This window comes from Methylobacterium fujisawaense (assembly GCF_039619325.1).
GTDB classification, from domain to species: domain Bacteria; phylum Pseudomonadota; class Alphaproteobacteria; order Rhizobiales; family Beijerinckiaceae; genus Methylobacterium; species Methylobacterium fujisawaense.
This window is the reverse complement of sequence record NZ_CP155000.1, coordinates 350,419-373,289: the sequence shown is the minus strand read 5'-3', so window position 1 is coordinate 373,289 and position 22,871 is coordinate 350,419. Positions and strand designations below refer to the sequence as shown.

The following is a 22,871-nucleotide window of genomic DNA, read 5'->3' as shown; positions in this document are numbered from 1 at the left end:
GCACCGCCCTCAGCGCGCGCCGAGGCAGCCGGTCCCGGGGGCCGGCAGGACCAGCCAGGCGCCCCCCGCGTAGAGGCGCCGGACCGCGCCCGGCGCGGCGGGCCGGATCACCAGATACGCGCGGCCGGCCGAGACCAGGGCCCCGTCGTCGGCGGCCGCCAGGGCGGCGGGGTTCCCGAGCGCCACCACGGTCTCCGGCTGGACCGCGAGGGCGGTCAGCGCGGTCACGCCGAGCCACCCGGCGAGCGCCGCCGCCACCGGGGCGACCGGCAGGCCGCGCCGGGGGCGCCGATCAGTAATCGTAGGCATGCTCGAACCGGCCCCCCGCGGCCTCGACGGCGCGGATCTGTTCGACGAGCTGCTCCACCGCGGTGTCGTAGCCGACGCGCTGCCAGCCCGGCTCGGACTGGATCGGCATCGCGAACAGCGGCTCGGCCCCGGCGAGGGCGACCGTCCGGCCCGGCGGCAGGAGGACGGTGGTGAGGATTCGGTCGTTGCCGGCGATCTCCAGCACGGTCCGGCCGCGCGCCCCCAGGCCCCGCAGGATCTCCGTGAAGGCCCGGTAGCGCGGCGTCTCGATCAGGGCGGCCGGTCCGCCATCGCCGGCCGGGACGGGGCCGAGGCGGGTGATGCGCGGGTCGGCGGCCGCGTCGGCGGCGTCGAGCCCCGCCACGACGCTGCGGATCGTCAGGCCGGCCGGGTCCATCCCGGCGAGCCACACGATCCCCTGCGCGTAGGCCCATTTCACCCCGTATTGCAGCGAGAGCGCGCCGCGCCGCTCGACCGCCCGCAGGGACGGCGTGAACGGGACATCGCGCCAGAGCCGGGACAGCTCCGCGTCGAACGGGTAGCGGTACCAGGGGGTCTGGCGCAGGAACACGGCGTAATCCGCGAGCAGCCGGGCGTTGAACCGGTCCTCCTCCGTGGGCTCGGGCCCCCGCCACCACGCGGTCAGCGCCCCGACGGTGCGCTCGTAGGCGCCCTGGATCAGCATCTCGGCCGTGAAGCTGAGGCCGATGACGTAGTTGGTGACCTTCTGGCCCGCGGTGACGTCGCCGGTGCGCCCGGCCGCCCGGGTCGCCCCGCACAGGCTCGTCCAGAAGCCGGTGGTCGCCGCCCAGTAGTCGAAGGCCGATTCCGAGGCGGATCGCGTCACCCCGGCGAGGTCCGCGTAGGCGTGGACGATGTCCCATTCGGGGAAGGTCAGGTAGCTGTCGCCGGCCGCGCGCTTGTAACCGTCGGCGGCGATCCCGAAGCGCGAGCCGCCCCCCGCACGCTCCTGCAGGGTGGGATCGGGCGCGACCGCGCAGCCGCCCTCGATCGCCGCGACCGGCAGGGCGCAGGCGAGCGCGAGGAGGGCCAGGCCGGCGGCCGCCCAGCGGGCGGCCCGCCGGCGGCGACGGGCGGGACGGGGGCTCACGCCGCGCCCGCCGCGGCGGCGCGCCACGGCCACCAGCCGAGCACCACGCCGGCGAGCCCGAGGCTCAGGTGCGGGCCGTTCGAGAGGAACGGGCTGTCCTGGAAGCCCTTCAGGAACAGCGACAGGTCGAGGAAGCTCGACCCGGTGATCACCCCGACCATGCCGTCGAGGAGGTAGATCGCCCCGAAGGCCCGCAGGAAGGTCACGGCGGCGTGCCGCGACCACAGGGCGGCGACGAGCGCCCACAGGCCGGAGGCGAGGTGGAGCGCGTCCTTGTAGACGTCGAGCCGGAACAGGCCGAAGACGCGGCCCTCCGCGTCCCGGAAGGCCGGGATGTAGTCGGTGGCGGCGGCGAACAGCAGGATGGCCGCGAAGGCGAGGGCGGCCGCCTGTGGGGGCGTGGGTCTCATGAGCGGATCCTTGCGCGGTCAGGCCATGGAGGTCGACCAGAGGGCGTTCCGGAACAGCAGCCCGGGATCGTACCGGCGCTTGGCCGCCACGAAGGCGTCGAGCCTGGGATAGGCCCGGGCCATCTGGTCGCGCCGGGCATGCAGGCGGTAGGGCAGGTAATAGGCCCCGCCGAGCGCCACGACGCGCTCGATCAGGGCCTCGGTCATGCGCATCATCGCGGCCTCGTCGCCGGGGGTGAGCCCCTGCGAGAACGACATCACGGCACCGATGCGGGGAGAAGGCGCGTAGGCCAGCGTCGAGTCCGGGTCCGCCGCCACGTAGCGCAGGGTCACGTTGAGGCAGTCGCAGCCCGAGCCCGGGATGATCTCCCGGCAGGCGGCGCGGAACGCGTCGAACCGCTCGGGCGGGACGAAATACTCGTGCAGGATGTCGGTGCGGTTGCGGTCGCGCGAGGCGAGGTTCGCCACCGGCTCGTTCATCAGGCTGTTGCGGGTGGCGAGGCCGGGGTCGAGCGTCGGGTTGAGCCGGGTCTCGGCGATCCAGCGGGCGCGCTTGCCGAACTCGCTGCCGACCTGGGCGCGGTAGATCTCCCGCGAGACCGCCGAGAACGCCCCCTGCGCGGCCGCGGCGGGCAGGACCTGCGGCGGGTGCTCCGCCTCCGCGTAGGTGACGAGGATCGCCTCCTCGAAGAACCCGGCCTGCGCCACCGAGAGGCGGCCGTAGGCCATCCGCAGCCGCGGGTCGCGCTCCACCGCCGCCACGAAGGCCGGCGCGAACTCCGCGGCCGGCATCACCGCGAAGGTCGGCGTCAGGAGGCGGTTCGGCACCATCTCGACCACGAGGTCGACCACGATCCCGAACAGGCCGTAGCCGCCCATCGCCAGCCCGAACAGCTCGGCGTTCTCGGTGCGGGAGCAGGTGACGAGGCTGCCATCGGCCAGGACGAGGCGGAGGGCGCGGACGGTGGAGCCGAAGGGCCCGCGCGGGGCCGGCCAGCCATGGGCGTTGACGCTGAAGGTCGAGCCGACCCCGAAATCGCTGTTCGACTGCATCACCGCGGGCGAGAACCCGATCCGGTCGAGCTGCCGGATGACCTGCGACCAGCGCGCGCCGGCCCCGACCCGGTAGAGGCCGGCAGCGGTGTCGGGCTCGATCGGGCCGCCCTCCAGGGTCACGGCCGTCCCGTCGCGGGCGAGGCTCTGGCCGCCCATGGAATGGCGGGCGACGCCGACCGCCACCGGCCGCCCGGCGGCGGCGGCGTCCCGGATCTCGGCGCGCAGGGCCTCGATCAGGGCCTCGGTCGACCCTGTCGGGAGCACGGCGTCGCGGGCCACCGGGGTCGGGTTGAGGCCGCTCGCATCGTTCAGGATGATCCGCGGCGCGGCCCGGGCCGCCCGCGGCAGCAGCACGGCGGCCGCCAGGGCGCCGCCGCCCGCGAGGATCCTGCGCCTGCTCGGTCGTATCCCCGCCATGACCGTCGCCCCCAGCCCTCGATTCGCACCGGCGGGGCGACCGGCTCGCCCCGCCGGCCTACCCTGCGACGAGTCCGGGCCCGCCGGCGTGAGATCGCGCACGGAGCGCGATACGGCCAAACAAACCGACCGACCCTCTTCGCACGCGGCGGCTCGTTCGCCCCTACCAGCGGCCGGCCGCGCGGTTAACCGCACGCCTGCGCGGGTCCTGCGCCTGCTCAAGGCCCGCCAGGATGCCGTCTTGCGTGACCTGCTGCCCGCGGGCCTGCCCACAGGCGCCCGTGACGGCGAGCCTGCCGCCTGTGAGGTCCGCCCCGTCCAACGGTAGGACGAAGCCCTGCGGGGGCCGCGGGGTAAGACGGGCGCCGCATCGTCGGTCGGCCGTCCGTCCGGCCAGGGCCCGTGGCGACACCCGATCGGCCCTGTGACGCCCGCCTGTCCCGAGAGCGTGATTCTGGCCGGATCCGGCGCATGTCCGGCTCCGGGATCGGAGTGTTCTGCGTGCGCGGAGACAACCGGCCGTCGCCCCCGCGGGACTTCCGAGATTCTTCGTGCCGCCCGGCGGCCGAAGCCGTCTCAAGGCACGCGATTGTCCATCGCGGCTTGACACTGACCTTCCGCCTCGTGGCCACTCGCCGGCCTTCATCCCCTGCGCTGGAGCGGATATCGGCCGCGGCGGGACCAGCGGCGCCTGCAGATCCGTTGCCGGAGGCGGATCCGACGCGACGCCACTCGGGCGCTCGCTTGCGCGCGGGTCTCGCGGGTCGCTGCCGAGCGCGGTGGCGCGTCGTCCGTGAGCCCTTCGGCCTCTTAAGCATGCCCGAGGCGGCGCGCGCGCCGTGCGGAACGGTGTCGTGAGCTTGGCTGTTGCCTCCCTGCCGACCAGTCCCTGGCCGGCACCGAGCCGCCGGCGATGACCGGCGCGCCGACACCCTGAGAGGAACGCCTATGAGGAAGTCCCTGCTGGTCGTCGCCGTCCTGGCCGCCTTCGGCGCGGCCGGCGCCGCGACCTCGGCCTCGGCCGCGCCCGGCCTGCCCGGCGCCGTGAGCGCCCCGTCGGACGTGGTCTCCGTCCGCATGGACCGGATGCACGGCCACCATCACCACCGGATGATGCGCCATCACCGCCACGGGCACATGATGCGCCATCACCATCATCGCGGGCACATGACGCGGCATATGCACCGCCATCACCGCATGTGAGCTGGTCGGGGCCCCCGAGGGGCCCCGTTCCCCGGGATCCGGCGTGCGGCCCGGCCCTGCGACCGGCGCGACATGAGCCGGGCCAGGCCGCCCCAGCGGGAGGCCTGACCGCACGCCTCTACTCTGCGGCCTCGCGGTGGACCGGCTCCGGCTGGCGCGCCCGGGACGTGGCCGTCGCGGGCCGGACCCTGCCGAAGCGGGCGTAGAGGGCCGGCAGCACCACCAGCGTCAGCAGGGTCGCGCTGATCAGGCCGCCGATGACCACGGTGGCGAGCGGCCGCTGGATCTCGGCCCCGGTCTCGGTGGCGATGGCCATCGGCACGAAGCCGAGCGAAGCGACCAGCGCCGTCATCGCCACCGGCCGCAGCCGGATCATCGCGCCCTCCAGGATGGCCTCCCGCTTCGGGCGCCCCTCCGCCACGAGCTGCTTGATGAAGGTCAGCATCACGAGGCCGTTCAGGACCGCCACGCCCGACAGCGCGATGAAGCCGACCGCCGCCGGCACCGAGACCGGCATGCCGCGCAGCCACAGGGCCACGATGCCGCCGGTCAGCGCCAGCGGCACCGCGCTGAACACCAGCAGCGCGTCCCGCGGCGAGCCCAGGGCCGAGTAGAGCAGCAGGAAGATCAGGAAGAAGCACGCCGGCACCACCACCATCAGCCGCTGCTTGGCCGAGGCGAGGTTCTCGAACTGGCCGCCCCAGGTCACGAAAGAGCCCGGCGGCAACGGCACTTGCCGCCCGACCTCGGCCTGCGCCTCCGCCACGAGGGAGCCGATGTCGCGCCCGCGCACGTTGGCGGTGACGACCACCCGGCGCTTGCCGTTCTCGCGGCTGATCTGGTTCGGCCCCTCCGTGACCGAGAAGCCCGCCACCTGCTTGAGCAGGACCGAACGCGCACGGCCGTTCGGGCCGGGCGGCAGCGGCACCGGGATATTCTCCAGGGCCTCGCGGTCCTCGCGCACCGTGTCGGTGAGGCGCACCACGATGGGGAAGCGCCGGTCGCCCTCGAAGACGACGCCGGCATCCTTGCCGCCGATGGCCGCGCCGATGACCTCCTGGATGGCGCCCGTGCTGAGGCCGTAGCGGGCGGCCTCGGCCTTGTTGATCTTGATCTCCAGGAACGGCAGGCCCGCCGTCTGCTCGACCTTCACGTCCTCGGCGCCGTCGATGCCCTTCAGGACCGCCGCGATCTGGTTGGCGGTCTTCAGCATCGGCTCGAACTCCTCGCCGAACACCTTCACGGCGAGGTCGCCCCGGGTGCCGGCGAGCAGCTCGTTGAAGCGGAGCTGGATCGGCTGCGAGAACTCGTAGACGTTGCCGGCGAGCGCCCCCACCGCCGTCTCGATCTGCGCCTGCAGGTCGGCCTTCGACAGGCTCGGGTCCGGCCACGCCTCCTGCGGTCTGAGCATGACGAAGGTGTCGGAGGAGTTCGGCGGCATCGGGTCGGAGGCGACCTCCGCCGTGCCGGTCTTCGAGAACACGTAGGCGACCTGCGGGAATTTGGAGACCACCTGCTCGACCTTGAGCTGCATCGCCTGCGACTGGGTCAACGAGGTCGAGGGGATGCGGGTGGCGTTGAGCGCGATGCTCTTCTCGTCGAGTTGCGGGATGAACTCGGTCCCGAGCCGGGTGAACAGGACGCCCGCCCCGACCAGCAGCAACAGGGCCGCCCCGAGAAAGGCGAGGGGACCGCGCACCGCAGCCCCGAGCACCGGCCGGTAGGCCGCCTTCAGCGCCCGGATGATGAGGTTGTCCTTCTCGGTGACCGTGCCGGTGATGACGATGGCGATCAGCGCCGGCACGAAGGTCAGCGACAGGATGAAGGCCGAGACCAGCGCGATGATGACGGTCAGCGCCATCGGCGCGAACATCTTGCCCTCGACCCCGGTGAAGGTCAGGAGCGGCACGTAGACCAGGATGATGATGGCTTGCCCGTAGAGGGACGGCTTGATCATCTCCTCGGCCGACGCCCGCACCGTCTGAAGGCGCTCCTCGGTCTCGAGGGCCCGCCCGAGGGCGTGTTGCTTCTCGGCGAGATGGCGCAGGGCGTTCTCGGTGATGATCACCGCCCCGTCGACGATGAGGCCGAAGTCGAGGGCGCCGAGCGACATCAGGTTCGCCGAGATCTTCGCCTCGACCATCCCGGTCAGGGTCATCAGCATCGCCACCGGGATGACCAGCGCCGTGATGACGGCCGCCCGGATGTTGCCGAGCAGCAGGAACAGGATGACGATGACGAGGGCCGCGCCCTCGGACAGGTTCTTCACCACCGTCCTCACCGTCGCCTCGACGAGACGGGTCCGGTCGAGGACGGTCTGGACCGCGACGCCGGGGGGCAGGCTCCTGCGGATCTGGTCCATCTTGGCGTCGACCGCGGCGGCCACCGTGCGGCTGTTCTCGCCGATCAGCATCAGGGCGGTGCCGATGACGACCTCCTGGCCGTCCTCGCTGCCCGAGCCGGTGCGCAGGTCGCGCCCGATGCGGACCTCGGCGATGTCCCGGATCCGGACCGGCACGCCGCCCCGGGTCGCGACCACGACGTTGCCGATGTCGTCCATGTCCTCGAGGCGTCCGGCGGCGCGCACGACGTAGCCCTCGCCGTTATCCTCCAGGTAGCGGGCGCCCTGGTTGGCGTTGTTCGCCTCCAGCGCCCGGGCGACGTCCGAGAAGGACAGGTCGAGGGAGGCGAGCTTATCGGGGTCGGGCTGGACGTGGTACTGCTTCTCGAAGCCGCCGATCCCGTCGACGCCGGCCACGCCGGCCACGGTCTTGATCTGGGGCCGGATGATCCAGTCCTGAACCGTGCGCAGGTACGCGGTCTGCTCCAGCGCCGTCCTGAGGCGCTGGCCCTCGGGGGTCAGGTAGCTTCCGTCGGGCTGCCAGCCCGGCGCGCCCGCCTTCGAGAGCGTTCGCTCGCCGGGCTTCGCGTAGTGGATCGACCACATGTAGATCTCGCCGAGGCCCGTGGAGATCGGGCCCATGGCGGGCTCTGCCCCGGGGGGCAGGTCCCGCCTCACCTGGGCGAGGCGCTCGGCCACCTGCTGGCGGGCGAAGTAGATGTCGAGCGTCTCGGCGAAGACGGCGGTGACCTGCGAGAAGCCGTTGCGCGAGAGCGAGCGGGTGTATTCGAGCCCCTTGATGCCGGCGAGGGCGGTCTCGACCGGGTAGGTGACCTGCTTCTCGATATCGACCGGCGCGAGCGAGGGCGCGGTCGTGTTGATCTGCACCTGGTTGTTGGTGATGTCCGGGACCGCATCGATGGGCAGCTGCGTCACCGCGTAGCCGCCGAAGCCGGCGGCGAGCAGCGACAGCAGCAGCACGAGCCAGCGCTGGCGGACCGAGACGTCGAGGATGCGGCTGATCATGTCTCGGCCCCTCAATGGTCGTGGCCGGCTTCGCTCTTCCCGAGCTCGGCCTTGAGGAGGAAGGTATTGGCGACCGCGATGTCCTCGCCGGCCCTGAGGCCGGAGACCACCTCGTAGGCGTCGTCGTCCGCGCGCCCGAGCTCGACCTCGCGCTTCTCGAAGCCCTCGTCGGTGCGCACGAAGACGACGCGCTTGCCCTCGACGGTCTGGAGCGCGGCCTTGGCCACCCGGACGGGCACTCGATCCGTCTCGGTCTCGACCTCGGCGGTGACGTAGGTCCCCGGACGCCAGGCCATGTCCTGGTTGGGCAGCGAGACCACCACCCGGGCGGACCGGGTGTCGGCGTTCAGCAGCGGGCTGACGAACACCACCTTCCCCTGCACGCTGCGGCCGCCGCGGTTCACGGTGACCCGGGCGCCTTCCCGGACCTCGTCGAGGTCCGAGGTCGGCACCGCGAGCTCGATCCAGACGGTCGAGAGGTCGGCCACGGTGTAGACGTCGGCCGGGTCGCCCTCCTTGCCGACGGCGGTGCCCACGTCGACCTTGCGCTCGACGATGCGGCCGGAGATGGGCGCCCGCAGCTCGTACTGGCGCAGGGTCGAGGCGTTGGGCGTCGCCTCGTCGCGTTTCTGCGCGGCGGCGACCTCGGCGGCGTTCAGGCCGAGCGCCGAGAGCTTCTGGCGGGCGAGGTCGACGCGGAGCTGGTTCTCCTGGAACACGGCCTTGGCGTTGTCGAACGCCGCCTGGGATGCCGCCGCGGATGCCAGCAGCCTCTGCTGGCGCTCGAAATTGACCTTCTGGAGGTCGGACTGGACCATGGCGGTGAGGTACTCGCTCTTGGCGTCGGCGACCTCGCGGCTGTCGAGGACGGCGACGACGTCCCCCTTCCGCACGTCGTCGCCGAGGCGCTTGCGCATCTCGGACACCGTGCCGACGACGCGGACCGGGACGCGGGCGATCCGGTCCGTGTCCGGCGTGATCGTGCCGGGGACGAGGATGTGCCTCGACAGCAGGCCGCCTTCCGCCTTGGCCACCTTGATGTCCTGGTTCTCGATCTGCTCGGCGGTCATCGTGACGTGCCCCTCCGCGCCCTCGGCCTCGGAAGGCTCGTGCGCTCCGTGAGCGTGGCCTGCGCCCGCCTTGGGGGCGGCGGCCTTGCCGTAGTCGTGGCCGCCGCCCGCTTCGTGGCGGGGCTCGCCCGGCGATGCGGGGCCAGGCCCGGCGGCGAAGGTGTGGAGGGCCGGCGGCAACCCGGCCGCGGCGAGGAGGCCGCGAACGAAGCCGGACACGGCGGGAACGGCGGCGCCCACGAGGACGCCGGCGGCCACCAGGGCCGCGGTCAGGAGAATGCGCATGATGCCTGCTCGTCGGGGCGCCGGTGCCGTGGCGGCTTCCGGGCCGGTCCCGTTGCGATGACGTGAGGAAGCGGCCCCGGGGCCTCGGACCCGGGGTTCAGGACGCGCGCCGTCGCGGCGTCACCTCAGGCGCGCGGCGGACGCGGCAGGCGGTCGGGGGAGATCGAGGCGCGCGCCGCGTCGACCGGGGCGTAGCAGGGTCGGGACGGCAGGGCGGGCGGAACGGGGGCGAGGCCGTCCGACGGCATGGCCACGTGGCAGCCGCAATGGACGTGGCAGGCGATGCCGGGATCCGCCGCCCGGGCCGAGGCCGGCGTCAGGTCCGACGCCATGACCAGCTCCGTCCGGTCGTGGCCCGGATGGTTCTGATGATACGCCAGGTCCTCGGCGAGGCCGGCGGTCGGGAGAGCGACGGCCAGCGCCAGAACGAGCGCGAGCGCGCGGGCGGCAATCGCCCACCACCCCGTCCAGGCCCCGAAGGCTCGCTGGCGTCCCGCCGACTTCATCGTGCTCCTTATGGGCGATTCGGGCGTCGGGCCACAAGACGCGGGGGTGAAACGCCGGGCGGTCAGGTCGCCGGTCCGGCCGACGGAGTGCCGAATGTCACCGTCCGTTGCGCCTCAACGCCGTCGCGACAGCCTGGCTCGGCCGGCATCGGGAGAGACCCGACAGGAGACGACGCCTCTTCGCCCTGGCGGCAGCCGCCCAATCCTCCGCGGGCGGCTCCGGCGACCGGCGGCCGCACGACCACGTCGGCCGGCATCACCATCCGCGCCGCGACGAGGACAGGTCGTTCTTCGATGAACGGGGCCCCCATCCCCCCAACCACGACTTCGCCGACGGAACGGACCGCCCCGGACCGCCCCGGACCGAACGACGGTCCGGCGCGGTCGGCGGAGGCTCAGGCGCCCCGCGGCCCGAACAGGATGAGGGCGCTGCCGAGCACGCATACGAGGCCGCCGGCGATGTCCCAGCGGTCGGGCCGGTGGCCTTCGAAGCCCCAGAGCCACAGGATGGCCGCGACGACGTAGATGCCGCCGTAGGCCGCATAGGCGCGTCCCGCCGCCCCGCTCTCCACGACGGTCAGCAGGGAGGCGAACAGCGCCAGCGAGGCCATCCCCGGGACGAGCCACCACGGGGATCTGTCGAGGCGCAGCCACGCCCAGAAGGCGAAGCAACCGGCGATCTCGGCCAAGGCGGCCGCGGCGAAGGCGGGATAGGTGAGCATGGGCGCGTGTTCGCATGCGCCGTGCGTGCGGCAAACCGGCGACACGGGCCGGAGGCGCCGGTCCTGACCACGCGGCGGGCCGGCGCCGTCTCGACCTCCTCCCGTCCCGGCTTGAGGCGGCCGAGCCGTGCGGGCGCCGCCGGCGCCAAGCTGCGCCCGGGCGCACGCTGCCGTCCACGCGCCACGTCAGGTCCTGTCGGGACCGGCTTGGGCCTGTACGGCGGCGATCTGCCGTATCCGCCGCGGCAGGTCGCGAACGAGAGCGGTCTTCCGGTAGGGCGTCATCTTCCGCCACGCGCGGATCTCCGGGACCGTGCGGCCGCATCCGAGGCACCAGCCGGTCCGCCCGTCCCACTGGCAAACCCCGATGCAGGGGTCGTCCGTCTTCATGTTAGGGCTCCGTACGCCAGGCGGCCCGTCCGCCGCTGGACACATATAGGGTACCCCCCTATACGTCACTACGACGAGGAAGCCCGCGATGGCCCACACGGTCAAGGAAAAGGCCAAGCTCCTGGCGCGGGTGCGCCGGATCAAGGGACAGGCGGAAGCCGTCGAGCGGGCCCTGGAGGCCGAACTCGGCTGCGCCGACGTCCTGATGCTGGTCGCCTCGATGCGCGGGGCCATCAACGGCCTGACCGCCGAGCTGATGGAAGACCACATCCGTCACCACGTCGTGAACCCGGACGCGGAACCGGACGCCGAGCGCGCCCGGGGCGCCGCCGAGCTGATCGAGGTGGTCCGGACCTACCTCAAATGAAGGCCGCCCCATGACGCCGTTCGCCGACCTGCTGCAGCAGGGGACCGCCCATGCCTGGCTGTTCGTGCCGAGCGCGATCCTGCTGGGCGCCCTCCACGGCCTGGAGCCCGGTCACGCGAAGACCATGATGGCGGCGTTCATCATCGCCGTGCGCGGCACGGTCCTGCAGGCGGTCCTGCTCGGGCTGGCGGCGACGCTCTCCCACACGGCGGTGGTCTGGACCATCGCGCTGGGCGGCCAGTACCTCGGCCGGGAATGGGGCGGCGAGGCCGCCGAGCCGTATTTCCAGCTCGCCTCGGCCGCCCTCATCCTCGGCGTCGCGTTCTGGATGGCGTGGCGGACCTGGCGCGAGCAGCATCACGCGCACGACCATCACCACCCTGACGCGCATCGGCCCATCGTCACGCGCGACGGTGCGCTGACGCTGGAGGTGTTCGAGGACGGCGTGCCGCCGCGCTGGCGCCTGCGGGCCGAGGGCGGATCGTTGCCGGTCCCCGCGGCCGTCACGGTCGAGACGGTGCGCCCGGATGGCGCCCGCCAGGCGTTCGGATTCGTCGCGCGCGAAGGCTTCCTGGAGAGCCGGGACGAGATCCCCGAGCCCCACGCGTTCACGGCGCGTGTCCGCCTCGACGGCCCGGCCGGGTCGGAGATGCACGAGGTCGCCTTCGCGGAGCACGACCACGACCACGATCATATGAACCTCGGCGACGAGGACGACGCCCATGCCAGGGCGCACGCGGAGGACATCCGCCGCCGCTTCCAGGGCCGCACCGTGACCACGGGGCAGATCGTGCTGTTCGGCCTGACCGGCGGGCTCATCCCGTGCCCAGCCGCCATCACGGTGCTGCTGCTGTGCATCCAGCTCAAGCAGTTGAGCCTCGGCTTCGCGCTGGTCGCCTGCTTCAGCATCGGGCTGGCGCTCACGATGGTCTCGGCCGGCGTCGTCGCGGCCTTGAGCGTGCGGCACGTGGCCGGCCGCTGGTCCGGGTTCGGCGCGTTCGCACGCCGGGCGCCGTACGCCTCGGCGGCGCTGATCGTGCTGGTCGGCCTCTACACCGGCTGGCTCGGCTGGGACGGCATCCGCCACGCCGCCGCGGCGCAGGCGGCCCAGTCCGGGAAATCGGTCGGGTGACCGACGACTGCCGGGTCTGAAACGCCGGCGGCGGCCTCGACCTTCCGGCCCAGGGCTGAAAGCCTATCGCAGGGCCGGAAACGGACGGGATCGGGCATGGCAGGCGATCCCCCGGAAGGTCTCAGCAGGCGGCAGGATCGCGCATGGCTGCCCGAGGCCTCGACAGCGATCCGTCAGAGCAGGGCCAGGGCGACGCCGCCCAGGGCCGTGAGTGCGACGACCATCCAGGGCGGCGTCCGGCCGACGGTCAGGAGCCCGAAGGCGAGCACGGCCACCGCGTAGTCGCGCGCGTTCCCGACCGCGCTGGTCCAGACGGGATCGTAGAGCGCGGAGCCGAGGATTCCGACCACCGCCGCGTTGGTCCCGCGCATGGCCGCCTGGGCCAGCGGTCGCGTCCGGAGCGCGTCCCAGTAGGGCAGCATGCCGTAGACCAGCAGCAGACCGGGCAGAAAGATCGCGACCAGCGCGATGGCCGCACCGACCACGCCGTGGGGTGCCGGTCCGGCGACGGCTCCGAGATAGGCCGCGAAGGTGAACAGCGGCCCGGGCACGGCCTGGGCGGCCCCGTATCCGGCGAGGAAGGTGCCGGGGCCGACCCAGCCCGGGGCGACCACCTCGGCCTGCAGCAGCGGAAGGACCACGTGGCCGCCGCCGAACACCAGAGCCCCGGAGCGGTAGAAGGCATCGAACAGCGCCAGAGCCTGGGATTGCAGACTGGCGGCCAGCAGGTGGGGGACGACGAGGAGCAGCGCGAAGGCGACCAGGCCGATTGCGCCGGCCCGTCGGGACACCGGGAAGGCGAGAAGCCCGGCCTGCTCCTGCGGCGGCAGCCGGCAGAGCACGAGGCCGGCGAGGGCACCGAGCGCGATGGCCCCGACCTGACCGACCGACCCGGCGACGAACACGGTGAGGAACAGCGCCGCCACCGCGATGCCGGCGCGCGGCCGATCCGGCGCCAGCGCGCGGGCCATGCCCCAGACCGCCTGCGCGACCACCGCGACGGCGACCAGCTTGAGCCCGTGGATCGCGCCCTCGGCCACCGGGCCGGACAGGGCGCCGGCGCCGGAGGCGAAGGCCAGAAGCAGCAGGGCGGAGGGCAGGGTGAAGGCCGTCCAGGCCGCGAGCCCGCCGAGAAGCCCGCCGCGCAGGACCCCGAGCGAGAACCCGACCTGGCTTGACGCCGGCCCGGGCAGGAACTGGCACAGCGCCACGAGGTCGGCATAGCCACGCTCGTCCAGCCACCGGCGCCGGATGACCAACTCGTCGCGGAAATAGCCGAGATGCGCGACCGGGCCGCCGAACGAGGTCAGGCCGAGCTTGAAGAAGGCGCGGAACACCTCCCCGGCGGAGCCGGACGCGCCCGCCGAGGCGGGATCGGTACGCCGCGCCTCGGCGGCCGCGGGGGCTTCGGTCATGGGCGGCCTCGCTCCGTCGTGCCGGCGGGGGGACGGCCGGCCATGCGTTCGCGAGCGGCGTCCCGCATCGGACGGCCTCCGACGGCGTCCCCGCGAAGCCCGCCGCGCCCTGCGGTCGCATCCGTCGGGATCGCGGCGCCATCCTGCGGTGTCGCATGTCGGTATCGGGATCGAGGGACCGGTACAAGCCACCCGCGCAGGCCTGTCTCGCCCCGGTCCCGCACGGGATCGCCCCCCCGGCAAGGTCATCGGCAAAACGGCCGACAACGGCCCGGGACCGGCCACCGGTCTACGCCGTCACGCCGAGGCCCGCCGGCACGCCGAGGCCCGACGATCCCGGGGGCTTGACCTTCCAACGGTGGGAAGCCCCATCTCGTCGGGACGGCATCCGAAGGAGAACGTCATGGTCCGCTTCAAGGTCGACAGGATGGGCTGCGGTGGCTGCGCCGAATCCGTGACCCGCGCCGTTCAAGCCATCGATCCCGGCGCCCATGTCGAGGTCGACCTCGGTGCGAAGCGCGTCACCGTGTCGAACGCCTCGGCTCCGGCCGAGCGGATCGCCCGGGTCCTCGTCGCCGCCGGCTATCCGGCCGAGCCGATGCTCGCGGCGGCCTGATGCTCCGGGCCGCCAACCCAACCTGCGCTGTGCATGGACGTCCCATGCCCGACATGGTCCCGCCACCCGAACCGGTGTAATCCTGATTCCATGTGCTTCGACCGGCAGATCGCGCGCCTGATGGCGGCGATGATCCTCGCGATCATCGCCTACGTCGCGCCGTCCGCCGCCCAGGCCCACGAGGGCCATGGGGGTCATGGGGGCCACGGCCGCCACGTGGCCGCGGCGCAGCCACAGCCGAAGGCGGCGGCGGCGGCGGCGAAGCCGACGGTTCGCGCCGCGGCGCCCACGTGGTCCAAGGTCGTCACCACGGCCGTCGAGGCGGCGTACATCGCGCCGACCGGGGATGCGTGTTGCCGGCCCGGTTGCAAGACCCGCTGCTGCGGGACGATGTCCTGCTGCGCGACCGGCGTCCTGTCCGGGTCCGACGCCCTCGTCCCGTCCCTGTTCCGGACCGGCACGCAGATCCCGGGGGACGTCTCCGGCCGCGTCGGCACCGCCCCCGAGACCCTGCCCAAACCCCCACGAACCCTCGCCTGAGATGAGGCGCGCCCGAGGCGCGCGACGCCCGAGTTGCGCCCGCGAACGGCCGCGCCCGGCATCCCCACCGCGAGGAATACCGTTTCCATGTCGACCCGTCTTGCCGCCGCCCTGGGCGCGATGGCGCCGCTTGCCGCCGTCCTGGCGGGATCCGCGCTCGCCCACGAGGGCCATGACCACGGCGCGGCCCCGCCGCCCGTCTCGAAGACCATCGCCCCCCGCGGCGAGGCCCTCTCGGAGACCTTCGAACTGGTCGCCGTCCCGCGCGACGGCACCCTGACGCTGTTCCTCGACCGCTTCCGGACGAACGAGCCGGTGACCGGCGCGACCATCGATGTCGAGACGCCGGACGGCCCGAAGACCGCGACCGCCACGCCGGAGGGCGGCTACGCGCTCACGGCCCCGTGGATGTCGGCGCCCGGCCGGCACGAATTCGTCGCCACCGTCACGGCGGGCGGGGACGTCGACGTCCTGACCGTCGCGGTCGCCGTGCCGGACCCCTCCGGCCGCGCGGCCGCGGCGCCCGCCGAGCCGTCACCGGGGCGGGCCGCCCTGTCGCGCGTGTCCGAGGTCGCCCAGGGGGTTCGCGCGCGCCTCGGGCAGAAGGATCCGACCCTGGTCGGCGCGGTCGTCGTCGCCTTCCTGCTCGGCATGCTGGTGACCGGGCTCGCGCGCGGGCGCCGCAGCGTCCCGGCGGTGGCGTTGCTCGCCATCGGCATCTCCCTCGTCCTCGGCACGGCCGCCTTCGCGCATGGCGACGAGGACCACGGCCCGGCCGTGCAGGGTGCCGCCCTGACCGAGCCGCGCCCGTCCGGAACCTCCGATCTCGCCCAGCGCCTGCCCGACGGCTCCGTCTTCGTGCCCAAGCCCACCCAGCGGTTGCTGGTTCTGCGCACGACGATGACCGAGCAGGGCCGGTTCCACCGCGCGGTGGAACTCCCCGGCCGCATCATCCCGGATCCGAATGCGAGCGGCGTCGTGCAATCCTCGGTCGGCGGCCGCCTCTCGCCTCCGGCCTCGGGGCTGTTTCCCCGCCTCGGCACCCGGGTGCGCCGGGGCGAGGTGCTGGCCACCGTCACCCCGCCGATCCAGGCCGTCGACCTCTCCGACATGCGCCAGACGCAGGGCGACCTCGACCAGCAGATCTCCATCGTCGAGCGCCGGGTCGACCGCTACAGGCGTCTCGCCCTGACGGGGGCGGTGGCCCAGACCCAGCTCGACGACGCCCTGGCCGAGTTCAAGGGCCTGCAGGACCGGCGCGCGGCCCTCGACCGGATCCGCCGGGAGCCCGAGCCGCTGGTTTCCCCGGTGGATGGCGTGGTCGCGCAGGCCGCGGCGGTCGCCGGGCAGATGGCGAGCCCCGGGCAGATGGTCTTCCAGATCGTCGACCCGAACCGCCTCTGGGTCGAGGCGCTGAGTTTCGATGCCCTCACGGCGGCGCAGGACGCCACGGCGCGGCTCGCCGACGGCCGGCTCCTGACGCTCGCCTACCAGGGCTCGGGGCTCGCCGACCGCAACCAGGCCATCCCGGTCCAGTTCGCGGTCCAGGGCGACGCGTCGGGCCTGCGCGTCGGGCAGTTCGTCACCGTGCTCGCCGGGACGGACCGCGAGCAGGCGGGCTTGGCCCTGCCGCGCGCGGCGGTCGTGCGGACCGGCAACGGGCAGGACGTCGTCTACGAGCACACCAGCGCCGAGCGCTTCGAGGCGCGGCCGGTGCGCGTCGAGCCGCTCGACGGCGGCCGCGTGCTGGTCGCCGAGGGGATGGGGCCCGGCCGGCGGGTCGTGACCCAGGGTGCCGAACTCCTCGACCAAGTGCGCTGAGGAGGCCCGCGATGTTCACCGTCCTCGTCGGCCAGTCGGTCCGCAACCGCCTGCTCGTCCTCGCGCTCGCCGCGGCGCTGGCGCTGTACGGCGCCTTCGCCGCCACCAAGCTGCCGGTCGACGTCTTCCCCGACCTCAACAAGCCGACCGTCACCCTCATGACGGAGGCGGAGGGGTACGCCCCCCAGGAGGTCGAGCAGCTCGTCACCTACCCCATCGAGACCCGGATGAACGGACTCCCGGGCGTCACCCGGGTGCGCTCGGTCTCGGGCGTGGGGCTGTCCATCACCTATGTCGAGTTCGACTGGGGCACCGACATCTACCGGAATCGCCAGCAGGTCGCGGAGCGTCTGGCGCTCGTGCAGAACCAGCTGCCCCGGGGCGTGACCCCGGTGATGGCCCCCATCTCCTCCATCATGGGCCAGATCCTGCTGGTGGCGGTCACGAGCGCGACGGCGAGCCCGATGCAGGTGCGCGAGGTCGCGGACTTCACCCTGCGGCCGCGGCTGCTGACCATTCCGGGCGTCGCGCAGGTCATCCCCATCGGCGGTGAGGTGCGCCAGTTCCGGATCGGCCCGAACCCGGCCGCCATGCGCGCGCTCGGGGTGACCAACGCGCAGCTGGAGACCGCGCTCGCGCAGTTCGGCACGAATGCCGGCGGAGGCTTCACCGACCAGAACGCCCGCGAGTACCTGATCCGGAACATCGGCCGCACCCTGAGCCTCGACGACCTGCGCAACCTCGTGGTCGCGACGGTCAACGACGCGCCCGTATCCCTGCGCCAGGTTGCCGAGGTCTCCTTCGCCGCGAAGGTGAAGCGCGGCGACGCCGGGTACATGGCCAAGCCCGCGGTCATCGTCTCGGTGGAGAAGCAGCCCGACGTCGATACGGTGCGGCTGACCCGCAGGATCGAGACCGCCCTGAAGGAGATGGCGCCGACGCTGCCGGCCGGCATCCGGGCCGACCGGATCCTGTTCCGGCAGGCCGACTTCATCGAGACCTCGATCCGCAACGTCGAGGGCGTCCTCGTCGAGGCGGTGCTGGTGGTGGCGGCGGTGCTGTTCGCCTTCCTGCTGAACGTCCGGACCACGGCCATCTCGCTGCTCGCCATCCCGGTCTCGGTGCTGACGACCGCCGCGGTGTTCCACCTGTTCGGGCTCTCCATCAACACGATGACGCTCGGCGGCCTCGCCATCGCCATCGGCGAACTCGTCGACGACGCGGTGGTCGACGTCGAGAACATTTTTCGCCGGCTCGGCGAGAACCGGAAGGCCGGCAACCCGAAGAGCGTGTTCCAGGTGGTGGTGGAGGCCTCGAACGAGGTCCGGTCCGGCATCGTCTACGCGACGCTGATCATCATCCTGGTCTTCGTCCCGCTCTTCGCGCTGTCGGGCATCGAGGGCCGGCTCTTCGCCCCCCTGGGGCAGGCCTACATCATCTCCATCCTGGCGAGCCTGCTCACCTCCATCACCCTGACCCCGGTGCTGGCCTCCCTGCTGCTGCCGGGGCTCAGGAACCTGGAGCAACACGACAGCCGCTTCCTGGCCCTGCTCAAGCGGGCCAACGCCGCCCTGCTGGGGGCCGCCTTCCGGCACCAGGGCCGGCTCGTCGGCGCCGTCGCCGTGGCGGTGGCGGCCGCGAGCGTGGCCGCCTGGAACCTGCCCCGGGCCTTCCTGCCGCCGTTCAACGAGGGCTCCTTCACGGTCAACATGACGTTCCGCCCGGGCATCTCCCTCGCCGAGAGCGACCGGGTCGGGCGCATCGCCGAGCGGCTGCTCCTCGACATCCGGGGCGTGAAGGCGGTGGGCCGCAGGACCGGCCGCGCCGAACTCGACGAGCACGCCGAGGGGGTCCACGCCTCCGAGATCGAGGTCGCCCTCGACGCGGACGCCGCGCGTCCGAAGGAGGCGCTCGTCGCCGACATCCGCGGACGCCTCGCCGCCCTGCCGGTGGCGGTGAATGTCGGCCAGCCGATCGCGCACCGGCTCGACCACATGCTCTCGGGCGTCCGCGCCGAGATCGCCCTGAAGGTGTTCGGCGACGACCTCGACGGCCTGCGCCGGGTGGCCAACGCCCTGCGCGACCGGCTGGCGGCGATTCCGGGCCTCGCCGACCTGCAGGTCGAGCGGCAAGTGCGCATCCCGCAGCTGGAGGTGCGGGTCGACTATACCCGGGCGGCCCTCTACGGGGTTCAGCCGGCCGCAATCGTCGAGCAGATCAGCCGCCTGTCGAACGGGCGGGTGGTCTCGACGATCGTGGATGGCGTGCGCCGCTTCGACGTGGTGCTGCGCCTGTCCGAGCACCGGCGGACGACCGCGGGGCTGGGCGATCTCCTCCTGGAGACACCGTCGGGCTGGGTGCCGGCGCGGCAGGTGGCCGACATCCGCGAGACGGACGGGCCGAACCAGATCCTGCGCGAGAACGCCCGCCGCCGCATCGTCGTCCAGGCCAACACCGACGGCGCAAGCGACATGGCGACCGTCGTGGCGGCCATCCGCGAGGCCGTGGCCAAGGAGCCGCTGCCGCCCGGCTTCTTCACCAGCCTGGAGGGCACCTTCCAGGCGCAGGAGGAGGCGAGCCGGACCATCGCGGCGCTCTCCGCGCTGTCCCTGGCCCTGGTCTTCGCCATCCTGTTCAGCCGCTACCGCTCGGCCGCCCTCGCCCTGATCATCATGGGCAACGTCCCGCTGGCGCTCATCGGCTCGGTGGCCGCCCTCTGGCTCGTGGGCCAGCCGCTCTCGGTGGCGTCGATGATCGGCTTCATCACGCTGACCGGGATCGTCGCGCGCAACGGCATCCTGAAGATCAGCCACTACCTGAACCTGTCGCTGCACGAGGGCGTGCCGTTCGGGCCCGACCTCGCGGTGCGCGGCAGCCTGGAGCGGCTGACCCCCGTGCTGATGACGGCGCTCTCGGCGGGCGTCGCGCTGGTGCCGCTGCTCTACGATGCGGCGAGCCCCGGCAAGGAGATCCTGCACCCGGTGGCGGTGACGATCTTCGGCGGCCTCGTCAGCGCGACGCTGCTCGACACCGTCCTGACCCCCGTCCTGTTCCTGCGCTTCGGCCGCACGTCGCTGGAACGGCTGCGCGCCCTCCACGCCGAAGCCCCGGCCCACCCATCGCCATCGGGCACGCCCCCGCGCCCGGCCGAGGCGTACTGACCCCCGAGGAGACACGCGCATGATCCGACCGAGCCTGACCCTTGCCGCCGGCCTGCTGGCCGCAACCGCCGCCTACGCCCACGAGACTGCGGGCCGGCACGGCGGGCGCGTCGCCGACGCCGGCGACTTCCACGTCGAACTCGTCACCCGGGGCGAGACCGTCGACGTCTACGTGTCGGACGGCACGCAGGCGCCGGTCCCCGTCGCGGGTTTCAGGGGGACGGCCATCCTCGTGGCCGGCGGCAAGCCCGCCCGCGTGCCGCTGGAGCCGGCCGACGGCAACCGCCTGACCGGGAAGGCCCCGGCGGCGCTCGGCGACCGCCCGAAGGGCGCCGTGCAGCTCGCCGCCCCGGACGGGGCCACCGTCAGCGGCAAGTTCAACTGAACCGACCACCGAAAGGATCTCTTCCATGACCGTCGCCCGGACCCTCCTCGCCGCTGCCCTGCTGACCGCAGGCCTCGCCGGCACCGCCCGCGCACAGGGCCTGCACGACCACGGTTCCATGTCCGGCCAGGGGAGGGGATCGATGAAGCCGGACCCGAAGGACGACGCCTCGACCCGGGCGTTCAAGGCCGCCGACCATGCGATGATGACGGACATGGACGTCCCCTACACCGGCGACCCCGACGTCGACTTCCGCACGCACATGATCCCGCACCACAAGGGCGCGGTCGCCATGGCCGAGGTCGCGCTGAAATACGCCCGGGACCCCGCCACGCAGGCGATGGCCCGGAAGATCATCGCCGACCAGACCACGGAGATCGCCGACATGGAGGCGTGGCTGAAGCGGCACGGCCGGTAGTCGCCGCCGGGGCCGGGCCGCCGACAGGGGCGCCCGGCCCGCGTCCCGATTCCACCCGCGCTTGTCCAGGGGCAACCGATGCATGCCGCCCGCAAGGCCACGCTCCACCGCATGGCCCCCTCCGAGCGCCTCTGTCCCTCCGGCCTGAAGGCCGAGGACCTGCGCGAATGCGAGGGCTTCGCGGTCGAGGACCGCAGGCTCACGGCCCGCGATGAGGCCGAACGCCTCAAGGACGAGCCCCCGGTCAAACCGACGCCCCGGACCTTCATCGACGACCTGCAGCGCCGTCTCGGCAAGGCGGCCCACGCCCGAACATGCCGACCTCCGTGCCGGCCAACGCGGTGTTCAAGGCGGTCGACCTCGAAGGGCGCGACATCGAGTGCGCCTGCGCCGGCGGGGCGAGCACGGTGCCGCCCGGCTTCGTCGGGCTGACCGAGAGCGTGATGATGGTCGCCCTGGCGGTCCGGATGCTGGCGATGCCCCCGTGAGCGGGGTCGTCGGCCTCTTCCCGCGGGGCCGGCCGCTCCCTGCGGCTCTTCAACCCGGCGATCCGGCCCCCCGGCTGAGACGCGTGGGGCATGTGGTCCGGCCCGTCGGCGCCCGCTCGCCGTGGACTGAGGCCCCTTCCGCGGGCGGCACGCCACGCTGGAGGCGCACCACCACGGGACGGTCAGCCTCCGAGCGGGCCGCGTACGCCGCCTCACATGCCCAACGGGCATCACTCGCGGGTCCATGGGCTGGCATCCATGGCCTGGCACGGTCTGAGCGAACGGTGTGAAAGAGCCATGTGAGCCGCACCAGCACCTTCAGCTACGGGCTTGAATGTGCTGGCGCGCCCTACGGGAATCGAACCCGTGTTTTCGCCGTGAAAGGGCGACGTCCTGGACCGCTAGACGAAGGGCGCTCTGGCTAGGCCGGGGTTCTATAGTCGGACCGGAGACGCCCGGCAACCGTTCATGCGCGGCACTGGTGCCACAGGACCCAGGTTTGACCGCGGGCCGGGTTGGGGCGATGGAGGAAAGATGCCCCAATCCCCCCCTCGCATGACCCTCGTCCTCGGCGGGGCGCGGTCCGGCAAGAGCGCCTACGCGGAGGGGTTGATCGAAGCCTGCCCCGGCCCGTGGCTGTATCTCGCCACCGCGCAGGCCTTCGACGACGAGATGGTCGCGCGCATCGCCCAGCACCGCGCCCGGCGCGCCGGGGCGTGGCGCACCCGCGACGTGCCGCTCGCCCTGCCGGAGGCGGTCGCCGCGTCCGAAGGGCCGGTCCTGGTCGATTGCCTCACGCTCTGGCTCACCAACCTGATCCTCGCCGAGGCCGATCTGGACGCTGCGACGGCGCGCCTCCTCGAAGCCTGCGCCGGCGCGCCCGGCCCGGTGGTGCTGGTCGGCAACGAGGTCGGGCTCGGGATCGTGCCCGACAACGCCCTCGCCCGCCGCTTCCGCGACGCGGCCGGCCGCCTGCACCAGCAGCTCGCCGCCCGGGCCGACCGGGTCGTGCTCACCGTGGCCGGCCTGCCGCTGGTCGTGAAGCCGCAAGCCCCCACCGCAGGAGCCTCCGCATGAGCGACGACGACGCCCGCCACCGCGCCAAGATGGAGAAGCGCAAGGCCGTCCAGGATGCCGAGGTGGCCGCCAAGACCCTCGAGAAGGGCCTGCTCCTCGTCCATACCGGTCCGGGCAAGGGCAAGAGCACGGCGGCGCTGGGGCTGATGCTGCGGGCGCTCGGCCGCGGCTGGCGGGTCGGCATGGTGCAGTTCATCAAGGGCGGCTGGGATACCGGCGAGCGCCACGCCGTGGCGGCCTTCGGCGACCGGGTCGTGTGGCACACCCTGGGCGAGGGCTTCACCTGGGAGACCCAGGACAAGGCCCGGGACATCGCCGCCTGCCGCCACGCCTGGGACGTCGCAGCCGGCCTGATGGCCGATCCGACGATCCGCCTGCTCGTCCTCGACGAACTGAACATCGCGCTGCGCTACGACTATCTCGACCTCGACGCCGTCGTCGAAGCCCTCCGCACGCGGCGGCCGGACCTGCACGTGGTCGTCACCGGCCGCAACGCCAAGCCGGCCCTGATCGAGGCCGCCGACCTCGTCACCGAGATGGGCAGCGTCAAGCACCACTTCGCCGCCGGCGTGAAGGCGCAGGAAGGGATCGAGTTCTGAGCCCGC

22 protein-coding genes and 1 tRNA gene are annotated in these 22,871 nt (G+C 73.0%); 12 read left to right on the top strand and 11 right to left on the bottom strand.

All coding sequences use genetic code 11. From position 1 onward, the window contains the following. Positions 1-9: 9 nt before the first annotated feature. The 4 genes from ABC766_RS01865 to ABC766_RS01850 are packed head-to-tail and all read right to left on the bottom strand — an operon-like array spanning position 10 to position 3,303. Positions 10-309 carry a hypothetical protein gene (locus ABC766_RS01865; RefSeq protein ID WP_075380000.1) on the bottom strand — a complete coding sequence of 100 codons (300 nt, stop codon included), beginning with the start codon at positions 307-309 and terminating at the stop codon, positions 10-12. Further along, positions 293-1,420: a hypothetical protein gene (locus ABC766_RS01860; protein WP_236952909.1), complete on the bottom strand. Its 1,128-nt coding sequence runs from the start codon at positions 1,418-1,420 to the stop codon at positions 293-295. Before ABC766_RS01860 ends, ABC766_RS01865 begins: the two co-directional genes overlap by 17 nt. Beyond that, entirely contained in the window at positions 1,417-1,830 is a 414-nt protein-coding gene (locus tag ABC766_RS01855; RefSeq protein WP_075380002.1) for a DUF4383 domain-containing protein, read from the bottom strand. The genes ABC766_RS01860 and ABC766_RS01855 overlap by 4 nt, the downstream gene beginning before the upstream one ends. Before the next feature lie 18 nt (positions 1,831-1,848). Then, complete coding sequence (locus ABC766_RS01850; RefSeq protein ID WP_345820880.1) at positions 1,849-3,303, bottom strand: FAD-binding oxidoreductase; 1,455 nt, start codon at positions 3,301-3,303, stop codon at positions 1,849-1,851. Positions 3,304-4,251: 948 nt separating this feature from the next. Here ABC766_RS01850 and ABC766_RS01845 point away from each other — a divergent pair. After that, complete coding sequence (locus ABC766_RS01845; RefSeq protein WP_043356624.1) at positions 4,252-4,506, top strand: hypothetical protein; 255 nt, start codon at positions 4,252-4,254, stop codon at positions 4,504-4,506. Between the two features lie 118 nt (positions 4,507-4,624). Here the strand turns inward: ABC766_RS01845 and ABC766_RS01840 are convergent, their stop codons facing one another. The 5 genes from ABC766_RS01840 to ABC766_RS01820 all read right to left on the bottom strand — a co-directional run bounded on the left by ABC766_RS01840 (position 4,625) and on the right by ABC766_RS01820 (position 10,846). Then, positions 4,625-7,873, bottom strand: a complete 3,249-nt coding sequence (locus ABC766_RS01840; protein ID WP_342144086.1) for a CusA/CzcA family heavy metal efflux RND transporter — start codon at positions 7,871-7,873, stop codon at positions 4,625-4,627. Between the two features lie 11 nt (positions 7,874-7,884). Beyond that, a complete protein-coding gene (locus ABC766_RS01835) occupies positions 7,885-9,228 on the bottom strand; it encodes an efflux RND transporter periplasmic adaptor subunit (RefSeq protein ID WP_342144087.1) in 1,344 nt (447 codons plus the stop codon). Between the two features lie 125 nt (positions 9,229-9,353). Next, positions 9,354-9,734: a hypothetical protein gene (locus ABC766_RS01830; protein WP_342144088.1), complete on the bottom strand. Its 381-nt coding sequence runs from the start codon at positions 9,732-9,734 to the stop codon at positions 9,354-9,356. Positions 9,735-10,129: 395 nt separating this feature from the next. Beyond that, positions 10,130-10,456, bottom strand: coding sequence for a YnfA family protein (locus ABC766_RS01825; RefSeq protein ID WP_043356634.1), 327 nt, complete (start codon positions 10,454-10,456; stop codon positions 10,130-10,132). Between the two features lie 186 nt (positions 10,457-10,642). After that, positions 10,643-10,846 (bottom strand): DUF1289 domain-containing protein, encoded by a 204-nt coding sequence (locus ABC766_RS01820; RefSeq protein WP_043756617.1) that lies wholly within the window; start codon positions 10,844-10,846, stop codon positions 10,643-10,645. An 88-nt stretch (positions 10,847-10,934) separates the two neighbouring features. Here ABC766_RS01820 and ABC766_RS01815 point away from each other — a divergent pair, with 88 nt between their 5' ends. Together ABC766_RS01815 and ABC766_RS01810 are read left to right on the top strand one after the other, a co-directional pair. Next, the gene (locus ABC766_RS01815; RefSeq protein ID WP_043389372.1) at positions 10,935-11,213 is read left to right on the top strand and encodes a metal/formaldehyde-sensitive transcriptional repressor; all 279 of its coding nucleotides are present in this window, start codon (positions 10,935-10,937) and stop codon (positions 11,211-11,213) included. 10 nt (positions 11,214-11,223) lie between these two features. Beyond that, on the top strand, positions 11,224-12,345 hold the full coding sequence (locus ABC766_RS01810; RefSeq protein ID WP_342144090.1) for a nickel/cobalt efflux transporter: 1,122 nt from the start codon (positions 11,224-11,226) through the stop codon (positions 12,343-12,345). Positions 12,346-12,518: 173 nt separating this feature from the next. Here the strand turns inward: ABC766_RS01810 and chrA are convergent, their stop codons facing one another. Next, positions 12,519-13,760, bottom strand: a complete 1,242-nt coding sequence (chrA, locus tag ABC766_RS01805) for a chromate efflux transporter (protein ID WP_075380009.1) — start codon at positions 13,758-13,760, stop codon at positions 12,519-12,521. Between the two features lie 403 nt (positions 13,761-14,163). On the opposite strand from chrA, the gene ABC766_RS01800 reads away from it, so the two are divergent. From ABC766_RS01800 to ABC766_RS01770, 7 genes are all read left to right on the top strand, one after another. Further along, complete coding sequence (locus ABC766_RS01800; protein WP_043389375.1) at positions 14,164-14,376, top strand: heavy-metal-associated domain-containing protein; 213 nt, start codon at positions 14,164-14,166, stop codon at positions 14,374-14,376. Between the two features lie 120 nt (positions 14,377-14,496). Then, positions 14,497-14,916, top strand: a complete 420-nt coding sequence (locus ABC766_RS01795) for a hypothetical protein (protein WP_427902279.1) — start codon at positions 14,497-14,499, stop codon at positions 14,914-14,916. An 87-nt stretch (positions 14,917-15,003) separates the two neighbouring features. Continuing rightward, entirely contained in the window at positions 15,004-16,737 is a 1,734-nt protein-coding gene (locus ABC766_RS01790) for an efflux RND transporter periplasmic adaptor subunit (protein WP_345820872.1), read from the top strand. A gap of 11 nt (positions 16,738-16,748) precedes the next feature. Continuing rightward, positions 16,749-19,898 (top strand): efflux RND transporter permease subunit, encoded by a 3,150-nt coding sequence (locus tag ABC766_RS01785; protein WP_345820871.1) that lies wholly within the window; start codon positions 16,749-16,751, stop codon positions 19,896-19,898. A gap of 19 nt (positions 19,899-19,917) precedes the next feature. Continuing rightward, entirely contained in the window at positions 19,918-20,283 is a 366-nt protein-coding gene (locus ABC766_RS01780) for a hypothetical protein (RefSeq protein WP_345820870.1), read from the top strand. A 25-nt stretch (positions 20,284-20,308) separates the two neighbouring features. Further along, positions 20,309-20,701, top strand: a complete 393-nt coding sequence (gene copM / locus ABC766_RS01775; RefSeq protein ID WP_345820868.1) for a CopM family metallochaperone — start codon at positions 20,309-20,311, stop codon at positions 20,699-20,701. Positions 20,702-21,015: 314 nt separating this feature from the next. Further along, entirely contained in the window at positions 21,016-21,189 is a 174-nt protein-coding gene (locus ABC766_RS01770; RefSeq protein WP_335633071.1) for a hypothetical protein, read from the top strand. Between the two features lie 340 nt (positions 21,190-21,529). On the opposite strand, the gene ABC766_RS01765 is transcribed toward ABC766_RS01770, so the two are convergent. Beyond that, positions 21,530-21,605 (bottom strand) — tRNA-Glu (locus tag ABC766_RS01765). Between the two features lie 118 nt (positions 21,606-21,723). On the opposite strand from ABC766_RS01765, the gene cobU reads away from it, so the two are divergent. Together cobU and cobO are read left to right on the top strand one after the other, a co-directional pair. After that, entirely contained in the window at positions 21,724-22,266 is a 543-nt protein-coding gene (gene cobU / locus ABC766_RS01760; protein ID WP_182592913.1) for a bifunctional adenosylcobinamide kinase/adenosylcobinamide-phosphate guanylyltransferase, read from the top strand. Next, complete coding sequence (gene cobO, locus ABC766_RS01755; RefSeq protein ID WP_053609835.1) at positions 22,263-22,865, top strand: cob(I)yrinic acid a,c-diamide adenosyltransferase; 603 nt, start codon at positions 22,263-22,265, stop codon at positions 22,863-22,865. The genes cobU and cobO overlap by 4 nt, the downstream gene beginning before the upstream one ends. Positions 22,866-22,871 lie beyond the last annotated feature (6 nt).

What these genes read in the sequence shown, in the direction of transcription:
- ABC766_RS01865 (WP_075380000.1), bottom strand. Translation starts at nt 309, where the DNA reads ATGCCTACGATTACTGATCGGCGCCCCCGGCGCGGCCTGCCGGTCGCC.
- ABC766_RS01855 (WP_075380002.1), bottom strand. Translation starts at nt 1,830, where the DNA reads ATGAGACCCACGCCCCCACAGGCGGCCGCCCTCGCCTTCGCGGCCATC.
- ABC766_RS01850 (WP_345820880.1), bottom strand. Translation starts at nt 3,303, where the DNA reads ATGGCGGGGATACGACCGAGCAGGCGCAGGATCCTCGCGGGCGGCGGC.
- ABC766_RS01845 (WP_043356624.1), top strand. Translation starts at nt 4,252, where the DNA reads ATGAGGAAGTCCCTGCTGGTCGTCGCCGTCCTGGCCGCCTTCGGCGCG.
- ABC766_RS01840 (WP_342144086.1), bottom strand. Translation starts at nt 7,873, where the DNA reads ATGATCAGCCGCATCCTCGACGTCTCGGTCCGCCAGCGCTGGCTCGTG.
- ABC766_RS01835 (WP_342144087.1), bottom strand. Translation starts at nt 9,228, where the DNA reads ATGCGCATTCTCCTGACCGCGGCCCTGGTGGCCGCCGGCGTCCTCGTG.
- ABC766_RS01830 (WP_342144088.1), bottom strand. Translation starts at nt 9,734, where the DNA reads ATGAAGTCGGCGGGACGCCAGCGAGCCTTCGGGGCCTGGACGGGGTGG.
- ABC766_RS01825 (WP_043356634.1), bottom strand. Translation starts at nt 10,456, where the DNA reads ATGCTCACCTATCCCGCCTTCGCCGCGGCCGCCTTGGCCGAGATCGCC.
- ABC766_RS01820 (WP_043756617.1), bottom strand. Translation starts at nt 10,846, where the DNA reads ATGAAGACGGACGACCCCTGCATCGGGGTTTGCCAGTGGGACGGGCGG.
- ABC766_RS01815 (WP_043389372.1), top strand. Translation starts at nt 10,935, where the DNA reads ATGGCCCACACGGTCAAGGAAAAGGCCAAGCTCCTGGCGCGGGTGCGC.
- ABC766_RS01810 (WP_342144090.1), top strand. Translation starts at nt 11,224, where the DNA reads ATGACGCCGTTCGCCGACCTGCTGCAGCAGGGGACCGCCCATGCCTGG.
- chrA (WP_075380009.1), bottom strand. Translation starts at nt 13,760, where the DNA reads ATGACCGAAGCCCCCGCGGCCGCCGAGGCGCGGCGTACCGATCCCGCC.
- ABC766_RS01800 (WP_043389375.1), top strand. Translation starts at nt 14,164, where the DNA reads ATGGTCCGCTTCAAGGTCGACAGGATGGGCTGCGGTGGCTGCGCCGAA.
- ABC766_RS01795 (WP_427902279.1), top strand. Translation starts at nt 14,497, where the DNA reads ATGGCGGCGATGATCCTCGCGATCATCGCCTACGTCGCGCCGTCCGCC.
- ABC766_RS01790 (WP_345820872.1), top strand. Translation starts at nt 15,004, where the DNA reads ATGTCGACCCGTCTTGCCGCCGCCCTGGGCGCGATGGCGCCGCTTGCC.
- ABC766_RS01785 (WP_345820871.1), top strand. Translation starts at nt 16,749, where the DNA reads ATGTTCACCGTCCTCGTCGGCCAGTCGGTCCGCAACCGCCTGCTCGTC.
- ABC766_RS01780 (WP_345820870.1), top strand. Translation starts at nt 19,918, where the DNA reads ATGATCCGACCGAGCCTGACCCTTGCCGCCGGCCTGCTGGCCGCAACC.
- copM (WP_345820868.1), top strand. Translation starts at nt 20,309, where the DNA reads ATGACCGTCGCCCGGACCCTCCTCGCCGCTGCCCTGCTGACCGCAGGC.
- ABC766_RS01770 (WP_335633071.1), top strand. Translation starts at nt 21,016, where the DNA reads ATGCCGACCTCCGTGCCGGCCAACGCGGTGTTCAAGGCGGTCGACCTC.
- cobU (WP_182592913.1), top strand. Translation starts at nt 21,724, where the DNA reads ATGCCCCAATCCCCCCCTCGCATGACCCTCGTCCTCGGCGGGGCGCGG.
- cobO (WP_053609835.1), top strand. Translation starts at nt 22,263, where the DNA reads ATGAGCGACGACGACGCCCGCCACCGCGCCAAGATGGAGAAGCGCAAG.